This is a genomic window from Bacteroides gallinarum DSM 18171 = JCM 13658 (assembly GCF_000374365.1).
Taxonomy (GTDB): Bacteria; Bacteroidota; Bacteroidia; order Bacteroidales; family Bacteroidaceae; genus Bacteroides; species Bacteroides gallinarum.
This window is the reverse complement of sequence record NZ_KB894119.1, coordinates 100,494-117,284: the sequence shown is the minus strand read 5'-3', so window position 1 is coordinate 117,284 and position 16,791 is coordinate 100,494. Positions and strand designations below refer to the sequence as shown.

At 43.4% G+C, this 16,791-nt stretch carries 11 protein-coding genes; 7 read left to right on the top strand and 4 right to left on the bottom strand.

Features of this window, described 5'->3' with window-relative positions:
- Positions 1 to 282: 282 nt before the first annotated feature.
- The 3 genes from C233_RS0104760 to C233_RS0104750 all read right to left on the bottom strand — a co-directional run bounded on the left by C233_RS0104760 (position 283) and on the right by C233_RS0104750 (position 4,276).
- Positions 283 to 1,755, bottom strand: coding sequence for an MFS transporter (locus tag C233_RS0104760; RefSeq protein ID WP_018666279.1), 1,473 nt, complete (start codon positions 1,753 to 1,755; stop codon positions 283 to 285).
- 142 nt (positions 1,756 to 1,897) lie between these two features.
- The gene (kduI, locus tag C233_RS0104755) at positions 1,898 to 2,854 is read right to left on the bottom strand and encodes a 5-dehydro-4-deoxy-D-glucuronate isomerase (protein ID WP_018666278.1); all 957 of its coding nucleotides are present in this window, start codon (positions 2,852 to 2,854) and stop codon (positions 1,898 to 1,900) included.
- A 42-nt stretch (positions 2,855 to 2,896) separates the two neighbouring features.
- Complete coding sequence (locus tag C233_RS0104750; protein ID WP_025068622.1) at positions 2,897 to 4,276, bottom strand: PTS galactitol transporter subunit IIC; 1,380 nt, start codon at positions 4,274 to 4,276, stop codon at positions 2,897 to 2,899.
- Between the two features lie 292 nt (positions 4,277 to 4,568).
- On the opposite strand from C233_RS0104750, the gene C233_RS0104745 reads away from it, so the two are divergent.
- Complete coding sequence (locus C233_RS0104745) at positions 4,569 to 5,792, top strand: glycoside hydrolase family 88/105 protein (protein ID WP_018666276.1); 1,224 nt, start codon at positions 4,569 to 4,571, stop codon at positions 5,790 to 5,792.
- A gap of 2 nt (positions 5,793 to 5,794) precedes the next feature.
- On the top strand, positions 5,795 to 6,772 hold the full coding sequence (locus tag C233_RS0104740) for a pectinesterase family protein (protein ID WP_018666275.1): 978 nt from the start codon (positions 5,795 to 5,797) through the stop codon (positions 6,770 to 6,772).
- Between the two features lie 108 nt (positions 6,773 to 6,880).
- Here the strand turns inward: C233_RS0104740 and C233_RS0104735 are convergent, their stop codons facing one another.
- Positions 6,881 to 7,225: a cupin domain-containing protein gene (locus tag C233_RS0104735; RefSeq protein ID WP_018666274.1), complete on the bottom strand. Its 345-nt coding sequence runs from the start codon at positions 7,223 to 7,225 to the stop codon at positions 6,881 to 6,883.
- Positions 7,226 to 7,362: 137 nt separating this feature from the next.
- Between C233_RS0104735 and C233_RS0104730 the strand changes: the two genes are divergently transcribed.
- From C233_RS0104730 to C233_RS0104705, 5 genes are all read left to right on the top strand, one after another.
- On the top strand, positions 7,363 to 9,129 hold the full coding sequence (locus C233_RS0104730; RefSeq protein ID WP_018666273.1) for a pectinesterase family protein: 1,767 nt from the start codon (positions 7,363 to 7,365) through the stop codon (positions 9,127 to 9,129).
- 38 nt (positions 9,130 to 9,167) lie between these two features.
- Positions 9,168 to 10,478 (top strand): acetylxylan esterase, encoded by a 1,311-nt coding sequence (locus C233_RS0104725; RefSeq protein ID WP_018666272.1) that lies wholly within the window; start codon positions 9,168 to 9,170, stop codon positions 10,476 to 10,478.
- A gap of 454 nt (positions 10,479 to 10,932) precedes the next feature.
- Positions 10,933 to 13,914: a SusC/RagA family TonB-linked outer membrane protein gene (locus C233_RS0104715; RefSeq protein ID WP_025068621.1), complete on the top strand. Its 2,982-nt coding sequence runs from the start codon at positions 10,933 to 10,935 to the stop codon at positions 13,912 to 13,914.
- 17 nt (positions 13,915 to 13,931) lie between these two features.
- Positions 13,932 to 15,632 carry a RagB/SusD family nutrient uptake outer membrane protein gene (locus C233_RS0104710; RefSeq protein WP_025068620.1) on the top strand — a complete coding sequence of 567 codons (1,701 nt, stop codon included), beginning with the start codon at positions 13,932 to 13,934 and terminating at the stop codon, positions 15,630 to 15,632.
- A gap of 40 nt (positions 15,633 to 15,672) precedes the next feature.
- Positions 15,673 to 16,791 (top strand): dienelactone hydrolase family protein, encoded by a 1,119-nt coding sequence (locus tag C233_RS0104705; RefSeq protein WP_034777384.1) that lies wholly within the window; start codon positions 15,673 to 15,675, stop codon positions 16,789 to 16,791.

Here is a 16,791-nt window from a genome sequence, read left to right as displayed (position 1 = left end):
AATCTGCTATCTGCCTATCGTTTAGTAAATCTTAAATATTTTCTTTCGCTTTATAGACTTTATTAATAACAACGTGTGTAATAAAGCCTTATATTTGCAACACGTTTTTTTCATAGAGATTTAGATTTAAGGTTAGAAGAATTGTGGAAGTCGTGAGACTTCCCTTTTTTTCGCCTTGAGGTTGTCTTTACCGGTTTTTCCTCTTTATGGATACGACCGTAAAAGAACAGAAAAGCCCTTTCATGCGAAAGGGCTTTTCTGTATGTGTATGTTTTATTTATATCAGTTCAATACGATAGGTTTGTACTTCGGAACCAGTGCTTTCATGATTATCCAGCCGATGAGGTAAGCTACCGCGCATATGCAGAATATCACGAAATATCCGGCAGGTTTTCCTTCGAAGCCCATAAAGGTCATATTGGTAGTGCCGGCGTAATCGAACAGCATACCGGAACCTTTGTTGATGAAGAACGAACCTATACCGCCTGCCATACCTCCCAAACCGATGATAGTGGCTACCGCACTCTTGGGGAACATATCGCCTACTACGGAGTAGATGTTTGCCGACCATGACTGGTGAGCGGCGCCCGCAATACCTATTATGATGATAGGGAACCAGTAGGAGTATGCGCCGAGCGGCTGTGCAAACAGTGCAAGCAGGGGGAACAAGGCGAAGATGAACATGGCGCGCATACGTGCGGCGTAAGGGTTCATGCCTGTCTTGTTGATAATGATAGTAGGCAGTTTACCGCCGTAAATGGACAGCATGGTGATAGCGTAGAGTACGAAAATCAGTAATTGTGCGGTTCCGCTGTCGGACGAGAAACCGTAGACGTCCGAGATATAGGCGGGAGTCCAGAACAGGAAGAACCACCATACGCCGTCTGTCATGAACTTACCGATAGCGAATGCCCATGCCTGGCGGTATTTCAGGCATTGGAGGAATGTCATTTTCTTTTCTTCCTTTTCTTCCTCCGTATCGGTGCTGCTTTTTTCATCTGTCAGCTTATCCTGCTCTATGTAAGCGAGCTCGGCTGCATTGACATGGGGATTTTCGTTCGGCTTCTTATACATGAACATCCACATGCCCATCCATACGAATCCCAAGGCACCTATCACGATGAATGCCATTTCCCAGCCGTTGCCTACGCCGATACTCTGAAAATAACGTGCCAGGGGAGGAATGGTAACCGGAGCTGCCAGTGCGCCTACCGTAGCGCCGGCATTGAATATGGATGTGGAAAATGCACGGTCTTTTTTAGGGAAGTATTCGGCAGTGACTTTAATGGCTGCCGGGAAGTTGCCGGCTTCACCGATGCTCAGTACTACACGGGCTGCGATAAAAAAGTATACGCTCGTGATAGCAATGGTGGATGCTACGGCGCCTGTGGCGGAAATCATTGCGGCTGCGTCATGGATACCCACCACGTGTTCGGTAGCCCAGCCGCAGGCTGCGTGGAGGCAGGCTCCTAAGGACCATACGCCGATTGCCCAGATGTATCCTTTTTTAGTACCCATCCAGTCTATAAAACGACCTGCGAATAGGTTGGCGATAGCATATACGATAGAAAAAATAGCGGTGATGTCTCCGTAGTGGGAGTCGGTCCAGTGGAATTCCGGAGCGATAAAATCTTTCCAGGTAAGCGATAGTACCTGGCGGTCGAGATAGTTAACTGTTGTCGCGAAGAATAACATGGCGCAAATGGTCCAGCGATAGTTGGACATCTTGCCCAGTGTGTTCTGAATTGTACTCATGATAATAGATTTATTATTTTAATGTTGCAAAATTACGCGTTCTCGTGTTATGTGTGTGTGTAATATTTGGTGTAAATCATGGAGAAAATGACAAAAATAGGCATAGCTGTGAACAACTATGCCTATTTCTTGTTTATGGATGTTATTTCATATCCAGGTATTTGATTTCGTCTTTATCGCTGTATTTCAGGTTTTCGCCTGCCATACCCCAGATAAAGGTGTAGTTGCTGGTTCCTGCGGCTGCATGGATGCTCCATTCGGGAGAAGTGATAGCCTGTTCGTTGTGCAACCATATGAGGCGTTCTTCCTGCGGTTCACCCATTAAGTGGCAGATGGCGTTTCCTGCCGACAGGTTGAAGTAGTAGTAAGCTTCCATGCGGCGTGTGTGGGTGTGAGCGGGCATGGTGTTCCATACGGAACCGGGAGCGAGTTCGGTAAGCCCCATTTGCAACTGGTTCGTACCGCCGTCTTTCACTCTTTCCAGAACGTCTTTTACAATCAGTTGGTTTACGACACGGTCGTTGCTGTCTTCCATTTTTCCGTAATGGTCGGAGATACCCAAGGCGTATTTCTTAGGATTGGCTTTCTGGAGTTTGGCATCGGTCGTGATCAACTGGGTAACGTAGTGCTTGTAAGCCGGAGCCGAGTTGATATAGAATTTTGCGGGATTGGCTGCATCGTTGCTTTTGAAAGTAACTTCTTTGTTGCCGCAACCTACGTAGAGCGCTTCTTTGTATTTCATGGGGTATTCTTTACCGTCTACGGTAACTACTCCGTCACCACCGGTATTGATGACGCCCAGCTCGCGGCGTTCGAGGAAGTAAGTGATTTCCGGACCCAGCTCACGGAAAGTTTCCAGCTTCAACACTTTGTTTACAGGCATTGCGCCTCCGTAAATCAAACGGTCGTAGAGCGTATAAGTTACGTTGATTTCATCCGGAGCCATTACCTTGCTCATCATAAAGGCGCTACGAAGACGTTGCGTATCATAGTGCTTTACATCCTGCGGGTGGCAGGCCGTCTGTAAAGTGTAATTTACTTGGGCGGAAGCCGTAACTGCGGCAGCGCCCAACATCAGGGCAATTACTAATTTTTTCATTGTTATTATAACCTTTTTAATATAAATACTGTGTTTACTTAATTATGCGTTTTTTGCAGTTTCTTTTGCTGCTTTTTCACTGCGGATAATGAGGCGGCGATTGATGAGCATCATTGCGATTGCTACTGCGGCGAGCAATGCGCCACCTACATAGGAGAGTTTTATACCTTTATATATGGTCCAACCGAAGAAAGAAGCGGCGAAATCAAGTGCGCCTCCGGAGAAACCTTCGGGGATATGTGCAGTCTGGTCGTGTGTCTCGGCGTATACGTTGTTGGCGGCTAAGGTAAAGTCGGGTGCCATATCGGTTACGAAGTACAGGCCGATAGTCAGTGTAACAAGACCGATTATCAATGTCTTAGGTACATTGCCTTTGGTGAAGGGGAGTACCATGGGGAACAGGTAGAACATACCTGCCAGTGAAGCTAACGGTAGGAATTGGTTACCCGGCAGAAGTACTGCCAGTGCCAGGCTGACCGGAATCAGGATAACGGAGGCTACCAATGTGGCGGGATGTCCGATAACCAGGGCGGGGCTCATACCGATGTGTACTTTCTTGCCGTTGAACTTGGCTTTCACCAGTTCGGACGTTTTTTCGGAAATGGGTTTCAGTCCTTCGATAAACAGGGAGGTGATACGGGGAATGAGTTCCATTACGGCTCCCATTGTGATGCCTAAGAAGAGTACTTTTTTAATGTCGAGCTGTGCAGCCCAGCCGATTAGCATACCTACGATAACACCCAGCACCAATGGTTCACCTATTACGCCGAATTTCTTTTTCATACCTTCGGCGTCGATATCTAATTTGGAGAAGCCGGGAATTTTGTCCAGTGCCTTGTTGATGATGATAGCGAAGGGGGTAAAACTTTGACAGAATGGTTGGGGGATAGAGATACCATCCAAATCATAGTATTTCTGGAATTTCTCGGCGGTAAGGTCTGCGCAAACCAGTGTGATAACGTAGCAGATAATGGCGGCGAAATAGCCCCATGCCAAGTTCTCGCCGGTAACGAAATAGGCTACAGCGCCGATGAATGCGAAATGCCAGTAATTCCAGAGGTCGATGTTTACCGTTCGCGTGGTTTTGGTAATAAGCATCAGGAGGTTGACTCCCAAACATACCGGTATGATTAATGCGCCTACGGCTGTATTATAAGCTACTGCGGCAGCGGCAGGCCATCCCATGTCGAATACGTTCAGTTGCAGGTGATACAGGGCGGATATCGCTTTCAGAGGATTGTCGAAATTGGTTGTCAGCAAAGCCGTGACTACGCCCAGTCCAACGAAACCGACTCCGACGAAAAGACCCGATTTCAGTGCCTTGCTGAATTTCATCCCAATACACATGCCAATAACTGTAAAAATAATTGGCATCATTACCGACGCTCCCAGAGCGATGATGTAACTGAATACTTGTCCCATTCTTTTGTGATTTAAGTTGATAAATGATTATGTTTTACAATAGTATGAATTGAAAATCGGGGTCAAAAATAAGACCTTTTCTCAATTAATCAAACTGTAAAGGCATAATAAATAGTAAATAAGGATGATTTTGGACAAATTTGTCGTTATCGTGCACAAATTTGTTCGTTTCCGCACACGAAAATCAAAAAATACACCCTCTGCGCCAAAAAATGCACAGGGGTTTGGGTAGAAACTCCTACTTTTGTTTCGTGAAAAATAATAAGGTCTAATACCACAAAAGAAAAGCTTCATGAAAAAAAACTCTATTTGTAAATTTATTGTATCCGGTTTGGTATTGTTTTCTACTTCGAATCTGTTTGCGCAACGCGTAAGCACGGACTTGCCGTGGTCGGTGCGTATGGTGGAGTCCGAGATGATTCGCTGTCCGGAGTCCTGGCAGTTGGATTTTCAGCCCCGGCTGAAATGGGATTATTGCCACGGGTTGGAACTGCAATCCATGCTGAAAGTATATGACCGTTACGGCGACCGGAAAATTTATGATTATGCACTGGCTTATGCCGATACGATGGTGAATGCCGACGGAACAATCAAAATGTATAATCGGGAGGAATACAGCCTGGACCGCATCAATTCCGGTAAGTTTATATTCCGTATTTATGAGCAGGAGAAGGATGAGAAATACAAAAAGGCGCTCGCTTTAATGAGGAGCCAGCTCGATGAGCATCCCCGTAATGCAGACGGTGGCTTCTGGCATAAGAAAATTTATCCGAACCAGGTATGGTTGGACGGTATCTATATGGGCGCCCCTTTCTATGCGGAATATGCTTTCCGCAATAATAGGGTGAATGATTATGCGGATGTCATCAGGCAGTTCCTAATGGCGGCCCGCCATACTTACGACCCTAAGACCGATTTGTACCGCCACGCTTGTGATGTGAGCCGTAAGGAACGCTGGGCCGATTCGGTTACCGGACAGTCCAAGCATAGCTGGGGACGTGCTATGGGGTGGTATGCCATGGCATTTGTCGATGCGCTCGACTTCATTCCCGAACAGGAGGCCGGACGCGATTCTATGCTGATTATTTTCAATAAGATTGCTTCCCAGGTAAAGCGCCTGCAGGATACCAAGACCGGTTTATGGTATCAGGTGTTGGACAAGAGCGGAGCGCCGGGTAATTACCTGGAGTCTTCCTGCTCCACGATGTTCGTATATTCCTTGTTCAAAGGGGTACGTAAGGGTTATATCGACAAGTCTTACCTGGATGTGGCTATTAAAGGATACAAAGGTATTCTCGATAACCTGATTGAAGTGGATAAGGACGGTGTGGTGAGCATTACGCAAGCTTGTGCCGTAGCCGGGCTCGGTGGAAAGGTATACCGTTCGGGAGATTATGATTATTACATCAATGAAACTGTCCGTAGCAACGACCCTAAAGCTGTAGGACCGTTTATTCTCGCATCATTGGAATGGGAACGTCTTCAAGAAGTGAAGGCAATCGTTAATCGAAAATAAGGATGAAGACAGGTATGAAAACATTATGTAGCTTTGTGATAGCTCTACTCTGCTGTGCCAGTTCATTATCGGCGGCACAGCAATGGAAAGATACGATTGTAGTTTCGCGTGACGGTACGGGAGATTACCGTACGCTGACCGAAGCAATGGAGGGTATCCGGGCTTTTATGGATTATAAGGTAACGGTGCTCGTTAAGAATGGTGTGTATAAGGAGAAAGTCGTTCTTCCTTCCTGGTTGGAGAATGTGGATTTCATCGGTGAGGATGTGGAAAAAACGATTATCACGTACGACGACCATGCTAATATAAATAAAATGGGTACTTTCCGCACTTATACCTTAAAGGTAGAGGGGAGCTCCATTACTTTTAGGAACTTGACAATCGAGAATAATGCTGCACGGTTGGGGCAGGCAGTGGCGCTTCATACGGAGGGTGACCGTCTGGTTTTCATTAACTGCCGTTTTCTGGGGAATCAGGACACCGTTTATACCGGTGCAAAAGCTACCCGGCTCTATTTTCTGAATTGTTATATCGAGGGTACTACCGATTTTATTTTCGGCCCTTCCACTGCATTGTTCGATACTTGTATTATTCACAGCAAGGCCAATTCGTATGTAACGGCTGCCTCCACTCCAAAAGATGTTGAGGTGGGGTATGTCTTTAGAAACTGTAAACTGACTGCCGCACCGGGAGTCGATAAAGTTTATTTAGGCCGTCCGTGGCGTCCGTATGCGGCTACTGTGTTTATCGGCTGCGAGCTGGGGAAACACATCTGTCCGGCAGGCTGGGATAACTGGCGTAATCCCGAAAATGAGAAAACAGCCCGTTATGCAGAGTATGGAAGTACGGGAGAAGGGGCTGGCAATGCGAATCGGGTGAAATGGGCGAAGCAACTGTCGAAAGAGGAGGTTGCAAAATATGAAAATCCGGACTATCTTTTCAGAATATGCAGCGACTGGAAAGAGATGCCGCATGATTGACTCCTATACCATACGGACTTACACAGAATTAAGCGGGATTGCAGATAATCCTGATAGCGTATTGTGTAAGTCCGTATAATATGTGCCCGGTTACAGGTACTGATGTATCTATTTCAGGAAGTCTGCTCTCATGGGGCTGAAACAGTCAATCAGTATGCCGGCTTCCAGACAAGTGCATCCGTGTTCGGCATCCGGTTCGATGTAAATGCCGTCGCCTGCCGAGACTATTTGTTTTTTGCCGTTAACGGTAAATTCGAATTTGCCACTTGCTACATAGGTTGTCTGGGTGTGGTAATGGGTGTGCGGTGCACCCGTTGCTCCTTGTTCGAATTTGACTTTAACGAGCATCACTTGCCCGTCGTATCCTAAAATCTGACGAACGACACCTTCACCGGCGGGTTCCCATGTTTTCTCATTTTCGAGAATGAATGTATTACTTCTTGTTTTCTCCATTTGGTTGGTTTGTAAGTTGATTCGTCGGGCAAATATACGATTAAAATTAATTTTTCTACAGATTGCAACTTTTTTTGCACTTCATGCAGGGTGATTTTGGCTAACATTGCAGCGGAAAAATAAAACATTTATATAGTATGAAACATAAATTGATTTTGCTCCTGGGGCTGTTTTTTTTGTTTTCGGCTTTTACTTCCGATAAGCCGAAAATTACGATTTTTATGATTGGCGATTCCACCATGTCTAATAAGTCATTGACGGGCGGTAATCCCGAAAGAGGGTGGGGACATGTCCTACCCGGGTTCTTTTCCGAAGATATCATTGTGGATAATCATGCGCAGAACGGACGGAGTTCCAAGAGTTTCATCGACGAGGGACGTTGGGATAAAGTACTTGCCCTGATTAAGAAAGGCGACTATGTTTTTATCCAGTTCGGACATAATGATGAAAAGCCTAAGGCAGACCGCCACACTGACCCGGGAACGACATTCGATGCCAACCTTCGTAAGTTTGTGAACGAAACACGTGAGAAAGGTGGCATTCCGGTGCTTTTCAATTCCATTGTACGGCGTAATTTCGGTGTTGCCGATGATAAGGCTGTGGCACAGGCTATTATCCAGGATGATATTCGCAAGGGGATTAATCCGGATGCAAAGCGTGATGCGTCGCAGACCGCTGTTTCGGAGAAAGGGGATAAACTGATAGATACGCATGGAGCGTATCTGGATTCTCCGCGGAATGTGGCGAAAGAGTTGAATGTTCCTTTTGTGGATATGAATAAAATTACCCATGAGCTTGTGGAGGGTATGGGACCTGAGGAATCCAAGAAACTTTTTATGTGGGTACCTGCCAATGTAGTACCTGCCATGCCTAAAGGACGTGAGGATAATACGCACCTGAATGTGCATGGCGCACGGGTTATAGCCGGGCTTACAGTGGATGCCATTGCCAATGCCGTACCGGAACTGGCAAAATACGTGCGCCATTACGATTATGTAGTGGCACAAGACGGTAGCGGTGATTTCTTTACCGTACAGGAGGCTATCAATGCTGTTCCGGATTTCCGCAAAAATGTACGTACTACGATACTGGTGCGCCGTGGGGTGTACAAAGAAAAACTGATAGTACCTGAAAGTAAGATTAATATTTCCTTGCTCGGGCAGGAAGGTGCCGTTATTTCGTACGACGATTATGCGAATAAGCAGAATGTGTTCGGTGAGAACAAGGGGACATCCGGTTCTTCTTCCTGCTATATTTATGCTCCCGATTTCTATGCCGAGAATATTACGTTCGAGAACTCTTCCGGTCCGGTAGGGCAGGCGGTAGCATGTTTCGTCAGTGCCGACCGCGCTTATTTCAAGAACTGCCGTTTTCTCGGATTTCAGGATACATTGTATACTTATGGAAAAGGCTGCCGCCAGTATTACGAAGATTGTTACATAGAGGGGACAGTCGATTTTATCTTCGGTTGGTCTACTGTTGTTTTCAACCGTTGCCACATCAACAGTAAAAGTAACGGTTATGTAACGGCTCCCTCCACTGATAAAGGGCAGAAGTACGGTTACGTTTTTTATGATTGCAAATTGACTGCGGATAATGGTGTAGACCGTGTGTTCCTTTCACGCCCCTGGCGTCCTTACGGGCAGGCGGTATTTATCCGTTGTGAGCTTGGCAGGCATATTTTACCTGTCGGCTGGGATAACTGGGGGAATAAGGAAAACGAAAAGACCGCTTTTTATGCTGAATATGAAAGCAAAGGCGAAGGAGCCAATCCGAAAGCCCGTGCTGCTTTTTCTCACCAGTTGAAAGATTTGAAAGGGTATGAAATAGAGGCGGTATTGGCTGGCGACGACGGTTGGAATCCGGTAAGGAACGGAAATACTTTATTGACAATCAAACGCTGATAGGCTTGTTAGAAAAGAAATTTAATATCTATATACCAATGAAGAAAAACTTATTATTCGTGCTGTTGACGGTTTTGTTTTCGCCTTTTGTACAGGCGGAAAATTATCCGTACAGGAGTGATGTGCTTTGGGTAACTGTTCCCAATCATGCCGATTGGGTGTATAAGACCGGCGAGAAGGCTGCGGTTGAAGTTCAATTTTATAAATACGGTATTCCGCAGGATGGAGTAACGGTGAATTATGAATTGGGGGATGATATGATGCCTGCCGATACCCGAGGTTCTGTTGTGTTGAAAAACGGCAGGGCCGTCATAGCTATAGGGACGATGAAACAACCTGGTTTCCGCGACTGCCGTATGACGGCCGTTGTGGGTAATAAAACCTATAAACACCACGTAAAAGTAGGATTTTCTCCCGAGAAAATACGTCCTTATACCCAACTGCCTGCAGATTTTGAGGAGTTCTGGGAAAGCAATAAAATGGAAGCTGCCAAGTTTCCTTTGAAGTATACTAAGAAACGGGTAGAGAAGTATTGTACAGATAAGGTGGATTGCTATTTGGTAAAACTTCAGTTGAATACTCAGGGGCAGGCTGTCTATGGATATCTGTTCTATCCCAAGAATGCAAAGAAGGGTTCTTGTCCGGTAGTACTTTGTCCTCCGGGAGCGGGAATCAAAACAATTAAAGAACCTTTGCGTCATAAATACTATGCGGAACAAGGCTGTATCCGTTTCGAGATAGAAATTCATGGATTGAATCCGGAAATGACGGCTGAGGAGTTCAAGGAAATATCTACTGCATTCAACGGTAGAGAGAACGGCTATCTGAATAATAGCCTGGATAACCGTGACAATTATTATATGAAACGTGTCTATCTGGCATGTGTTCGCTGTATCGACTTGCTTACCTCTCTTCCCGAATGGGATGGACGGAATGTTATCGTACAAGGCGGTAGCCAGGGAGGAGCTTTGTCCCTGATAACTGCCGGACTCGATTCCCGTGTTACTGCTTGTGTTGCCAATCATCCTGCTCTTAGCGATATGGCCGGTTATATGGCAGGACGTGCGGGAGGCTATCCTCACTTTTTCCGCGTACCCGGTATGGATACCCCCGACAAACTGAAAACAATGGCTTATTATGATGTGGTGAACTTTGCGCGCCGGATAAAAGTTCCTACTTATATAACATGGGGGTATAATGATGATGTCTGTCCGCCTACTACAAGCTATGCCGTATTTAATGTATTGGATTGCCCGAAAGAAGCTTTAATTACTCCTATCAATGAGCATTGGACATCGGAAGATACGGAATACGGGCATTTGGTGTGGATATTGAAGCATCTTAAATAAAAGTTATTGTTTTTAGGGTAATGGTAGTTGCCCGTTTTTGTTTGCTTAGGAATATATTAAGTGTAATTACTACAAGGGATATTGTTTTTGGCTATGGGCTGTATGGTTTCTAATAAGGACTGTACAGCCCGTAGTAATATGTATGGGTTCTCTAATTGAAAGTGGAAATACAGATTATGTAAGGTCGGTTTTTAGAGGAAAAACAGTAAAAAAAGTATTGTATCGTTTAAAAAGCAGGAAGCTTTCAATAGAAAGTATTAAAATTAGGTGGAATAAATACTGGATAATCTTTGTAGAAACTGTTTTAGGCGTGGTAAGGCTATTTTTACACCTATTTGAGCATATTTTTCACCACGGACAACTGAATATTCTCATTCTTTGCAATGCGAAATAAAATAATGCAATTTTGTGCTGAGAAACTTTGAATCTTTATTTATTAACCAAATGTAGTGATATGAAAAGCATTTTGAATTTCAATGTCAGGAATTTATGTTTTGTTTTTGTAATGCTGGTAGTGCAGTGTGCTTTTGCACAAGACAGAACTATTACCGGAACGGTAACTGACAACAAGCAAGAACCTTTGATTGGTGTGAATGTAGTTGTAAAAGGGAATACTTCCGTTGGTGCAATTACAGACTTGGACGGTAAATATTCGTTGTCAGTTCCCGAAGGGAAAGCTACCCTCGTTTTCTCTTATATAGGATATGTTACACAGGAAGTATCTGTGGGTTCGCGGAATACAGTGGATGTGGTGTTGGTAGATGATGCCCAGGCTTTGGATGAAGTGGTTGTAGTGGGGTATGGAGTAGTTAAGAAAAGAGATTTAGTCGGTTCAATCGCTTCAGTAAAATCGCAGGATATTACTGCTGTTCCTACCAGCAATGTGTTGGAAAGTATGCAAGGTAAAATTGCCGGTTTGGATATGACACGTAGTAGCGGACAACCGGGAAGTTCTTTTAATTTTACGATTCGTGGAAATCGGTCGTTGACAGCAAGTAATGCTCCTCTTATATTGGTTGACGGAATAGCTTATGGAACAGATATCGATATTAATCCTAATGATGTAGAGTCTATTGAAGTGTTGAAGGATGCATCTACGACAGCTATTTATGGTTCTCGTGGAGCCAATGGTGTGATTCTTGTGACAACCAAGAAAGGTAAGGAAGGTAAGGCAAAGGTCGATTTTAATGCATATTGGGGACCGAGCTTTTCGACAAATTTACCTAAAGTGAATAATACGGAACAATATGTGGCAATGCGCCGTGAAGCGATGCGTGCGGTTGGCCAATGGAATTCTCCGGCAGACGACGGAGTTATCTGGGATGCTGTTGCTTTGGAACGTATCAAGAATAATGTAAATACAGACTGGTATGATTTAATTATGGATGATGCTACCACACAGAATTATCAAGTTTCTATTAGTGGTGGTACGGATGCTACTAAGGTTTCTTTTTCATTGGATTATTTTGATGAGACAGGTATTTTGATAGGAGATGATTTCGATCGGTTTAATGGTCGTATCAATGTCAGTCAACGTATAATGAAAGGTATGGAGGCAGGTGCGTCGGCTCTATTTACGACCTCTACCCGTAATGCTGCACCGAGTAATGTATTTCATGCTGCACAAACAAAGGAACCTTATGGTGTGCCATTTAATGAAGATGGTTCTCTTAATAAATATCCGTTTACGGGTAGCGGGGCAACCGATATAAATATGTTGTTCAATCAAGACAAAAATAATTATGTGGATGAGATGAAATCCAATCGTTTCTTCGGAACCTTATTTCTTAATTGGGAAATTATAAAAGGGCTTCAGTTCCGCACTAATTTTGGTTATGACTCGCAAAACTCTCGTAACGGACATTTTGAAGGTGTAAATTCGACTTTTGTGGAAAGTAATAAGGGGTTGGCTAAAGTGTCCAAGAATGAAACTCATTCTACTTCCTGGACATGGGAAAATACTTTAACTTATACCAAAGATTTCGATATTCATTCTTTAACGGCTATGGTAGGTCATAGTATGTCCAAAAGTTCATCTGAAGATACATATGCTGAGGGTAAAGGGCTTTCGTTTGAACAATCCTTATTCCACAATTTGGATGGAACGCAACAGGACTATGCTTTGTCGAGTACGCTTACGGAATCGTCTATGCTGTCTTATTTTGCCCGTTTGAATTACAAATTATTGGATAAGTACTTGTTGACTGCCACCTTGCGTGCAGATGGTTCATCGGTATTGGCAAAAGGGAATAGGTGGGGATATTTCCCTTCAGTAGCGGTTGCGTGGCGTATGAAAGATGAACACTTTTTGAGTTCCGTGGATGAAATAAGTGATTTAAAATTGAGACTTTCTTATGGTTTGTCCGGTAATAGTGCCGTATCACCCTACCAGACTACAGGTGGATTGAGCAAAACGATATATGAATTTGGTACTGTTCCTGCTTATGGCTATCGTCCTTATAGTATGGCCAATCTTGAATTACAATGGGAAAAAACGAGAGTTTTAAATTTTGGTGTGGATTTCGGTTTATTCAATAATAGGGTTTATGCTACGATTGATGCGTATAAAACATGGACTTCGGATTTGTTATTACCGATGATTCTTCCGGGACATACTGGCTTTACTGAGGTTATCAGTAATGTCGGTAAAACAGAAACAAGAGGTATTGACTTAAGTATCAATACTGTAAATTTTGACACAAAAGATTTTAAATGGACTACCGATTTGACCTTTTCTGCAAATAAAGAAGAAATTACGGCATTGAATACTAATCAGAATGATGTCGGTAGCGGTTGGTTCATAGGTTCACCGACCAAGGTATTCTATGATTATGAAAAGATTGGTATATGGCAGACCAGTGAAGCTGCTGAAGCAGCTAAATATGGTCAGGAGCCTGGTGATATCAAAGTACGTGACCAAAATAACGATGGGGCGATAGATGCTAACAATGACAGAAAGGTATTGGGACAGCAAACTCCTAAATGGACTGCTGGTCTTAATAATCGTTTTGAATATAAGGGTTGGGAATTATCTTTCTTCTTGTATGCTCGTGTTGGACATCTGATTCAAAATGAGGCTGCTGCGAACTTCAATCCGAGTGGTTGGAATAATTCGATAGCATGCGACTATTGGACTCCGGAGAATCCGACGAATGCTTATCCGCGCCCGAATTTCAATAAGAATGAATCGATGCTTTATAAGAGTACCTTGGCTTATTGTAAAGGAAATTTCTTGAAAATAAAGGATATAACATTTGGATATAGTTTCCCTAAACAAATGATTAGCAAATTGAATATGTCAAAGTTGAGAATATATACAACTTTGAAGAATTTCTTTACTTTTAGTGCCGTAGATGATTACGACCCTGAACGTGGTGGCTCTAATTCTTATCCTATGACCAAGCAGGTAGTATTTGGTATAAATGTCAGTTTCTAATCTAAAAACAATTACTTATGAAAAAGATAATATTATTTTTTATCGCTATATTGGCATTCTCTTCTTGCTCCGATTTTTTGGAAGAAACTAATCGTAACTCTATTACAGGTGACGTATTGTATAATACTCCTGATGGATATGAGAGTTTGGTCAATGCTTGTTATTCGTATTCCCGTGCCTGGTATGGTAAACCGGATGGATATGCTTTCACGGAAATGGGTACAGATTGTTATACGGGTGGAGGTGCTGATTGCGGACGTGCTCCTTTTATGGCATTCTATACACAAGACTTACAAGGAAGCCAGGAACTGATTGGTTATATGTGGAATATCTTGTATAATGGCTTGAATACATGTAACGCTGCCATCGAGCGTGCAGACGGAGCAGGCTTGAGTGAAGAACTGAAAAAACAACGTTTAGGTGAAGTACATTTTCTCAGAGCGTTGTATTTACATCTTATTGTTGAAACTTGGGGAGATGTTGTTCTTTATACAGAAGAAATGAAAGCTCCGGTCAATACAGCACACCGGTCTTCTGTAGAGGATTTCTATACTCAGATATTTGCTGATTTGGACGATGCTATCAGCCTCCTCCCGGCTACTCCTATTAAAGATAACGGTCGTGTTACTCAGTTGGCAGCCAAAGCACTAAAAGCCAGAATGTGTTTGTATAGAGGTAAATATACCGATGCGATTAGTTTGGCGAAGGAGGTTATTGGAACGTCGGATTTAGGCTTCTACGATACATTTAAAGAGACATTCGATATGGATAATAGTGAAGGCCAGAATAATCGGGAAGCTATTTGGTGGGTGGATTATAGTTCTGATTCTTCTTTGTATGGCACATTTGAAGAAGGAGAAGAATCACCGTTGCGTAATAATGGAGGTAATGGCTCACCTTTATTCTCTGCCATGTCTTATTGGATGGTTGGCGGTTGTGGCGTTTGGGTTACTCCTGATACACATGCCCCTTGGGTACAGTGTATGCCTACTATCGCTTTCTTGAATATGTTCGATGAAGATATTGACCAACGTTATGATGCTACTTTCCGTACAGCTTGGTATGTGAATAGTACAACTGACAATTATACTAAAGAATACGGACAGCAATATGGAGCTCCCAACGGTTTGGCTATTGGTGATACGGCTTTTGTAACTTTGAAGTACGCCGTTACGGATGCATATAGAGCAAGTAAACAGTATAAGATATTCGACCGTAATGATGTTTATGATGCAGATGGTAAAACCATAGGAACGCGCGATTATTTTGTATCAACTTATAAATTTGAGGATAATACAAAACCTACCGGTTGGGAATATGAAAGTAAACGTGATGCTTTTGTGCTTCGTATAGGTGAAATGTATCTGTTGCTTGCTGAGGCTGAATTGATGAATAATAATCCGAGTGAAGCCGTTAAGTATATAAATATTCTTCGTCAAAAAAGGGCTGTTCCTGGTAAGGAAGAGGCTATGAAAATTGCGGAAGCCGATTTAGATATCGATTTTATATTAGATGAGAGAGCCAGAGAGTTAGCTGGTGAGCAACAACGTTTCTTTGATTTGAAGCGTACCGGCAAATTGATTGAACGTGTAAAAAAATACAATCCGGATGCTGCAGAGAATATAGAAGATTTTCATAAATTGCGTCCGATACCACAAGATGAGTTGGATGCAATCATTAATAAAGATGAGTTTCAACAGAATCCTGGTTATAAATAAATTACGGAATTTGACAGTGAAAAGATTGAAATTTATAATAATGGGGTTGGTCGTTTCGACGACCGCCCTTTCTCAGCATACATCTTCTTATGAATTAGAGCGGGAGATGCCTGTATTCTTAGATAAGTTGAAAAAGGAACTGACTTATCCGCTGGCATGGGGAAACAGTCCGGTTAAGAATTTTAAAAAGTGGCGAAAGCAAGCACGAGCGGAGGTGTTGAATGCAATGTTGGCTCCTCCACCTTATACTACCGATTATCGAACGGAAATTATAGCGGAAGAGCAACGCGACGGTTATTCTGCACGAAAAATCAGTTTCAATTTGACCGGATATTCTCGTGTATGTGCTTATCTGTTAGTTCCTGATGGGAAAGGACCTTTTCCTGCTGTGGTACTTCTTCACGACCATGGAGGCCATTATACAATAGGTAAGGAGAAAATGATTCGCCCGTTTGCCATAGATAAGGCAATATTGGATGATGCGGACGGATGGGCAAGAAATTGTTATGGCGGACAATATGTTGGAGATTATTTGGCAGCTCACGGTTATGTCGTTATTTCTGTGGATGCTCTTTATTGGGGTGAACGCGGTCGTAAAGAGGGAGCTGACGGTAGTAAATATGCCGATGTTGCGGGTAATTTTATGATGCTAGGGCGTAGTCTGAGTGCATTTATGAATTATGAAGATATTTATACGACAGATTATCTTGCAACATTTCCTGAAGTAGATTCTAAACGTATCGCTTGTATGGGATTTTCTATGGGAGGATATCGTGCCTGGATGCTTTCTGCTTTGTCTGATAAAATTCGGGTAGGAGCGGCTATCTGTTGGATGACTACTACAGACTGTCAATTTTCCTGGGAATATGGGCGTGAACGGGGAGGATTCGCCAATATGTTACCTGGAATCCGCCGTTATTTAGATTATCCGCATATTGCTTCTATTGCTTGCCCGAAACCGATGTTTTTTTTAAACGGAGAACATGACGGACTTTTTCCTGTTGTAGGGGTGAAAGACGCTTTTGAAGAAATGCATAAGGTCTGGAAGGAACAATCAGCGGATGAACGCCTGAAAACTGAACTATGGGATATGCCACATGATTGTGGTGTCAAGGTACAAAAGGCTATATTAAACTTCTTTAATAAATGGTTGAAGTAA

Bases quoted from the DNA above. Each gene is read 5' to 3' on its own strand.
- C233_RS0104760 (WP_018666279.1), bottom strand. From the start codon at position 1,755: ATGAGTACAATTCAGAACACACTGGGCAAGATGTCCAACTATCGCTGG.
- kduI (WP_018666278.1), bottom strand. From the start codon at position 2,854: ATGAAAAAATTAGTAATTGCCCTGATGTTGGGCGCTGCCGCAGTTACG.
- C233_RS0104750 (WP_025068622.1), bottom strand. From the start codon at position 4,276: ATGGGACAAGTATTCAGTTACATCATCGCTCTGGGAGCGTCGGTAATG.
- C233_RS0104745 (WP_018666276.1), top strand. From the start codon at position 4,569: ATGAAAAAAAACTCTATTTGTAAATTTATTGTATCCGGTTTGGTATTG.
- C233_RS0104740 (WP_018666275.1), top strand. From the start codon at position 5,795: ATGAAGACAGGTATGAAAACATTATGTAGCTTTGTGATAGCTCTACTC.
- C233_RS0104735 (WP_018666274.1), bottom strand. From the start codon at position 7,225: ATGGAGAAAACAAGAAGTAATACATTCATTCTCGAAAATGAGAAAACA.
- C233_RS0104730 (WP_018666273.1), top strand. From the start codon at position 7,363: ATGAAACATAAATTGATTTTGCTCCTGGGGCTGTTTTTTTTGTTTTCG.
- C233_RS0104725 (WP_018666272.1), top strand. From the start codon at position 9,168: ATGAAGAAAAACTTATTATTCGTGCTGTTGACGGTTTTGTTTTCGCCT.
- C233_RS0104715 (WP_025068621.1), top strand. From the start codon at position 10,933: ATGAAAAGCATTTTGAATTTCAATGTCAGGAATTTATGTTTTGTTTTT.
- C233_RS0104710 (WP_025068620.1), top strand. From the start codon at position 13,932: ATGAAAAAGATAATATTATTTTTTATCGCTATATTGGCATTCTCTTCT.
- C233_RS0104705 (WP_034777384.1), top strand. From the start codon at position 15,673: ATGGGGTTGGTCGTTTCGACGACCGCCCTTTCTCAGCATACATCTTCT.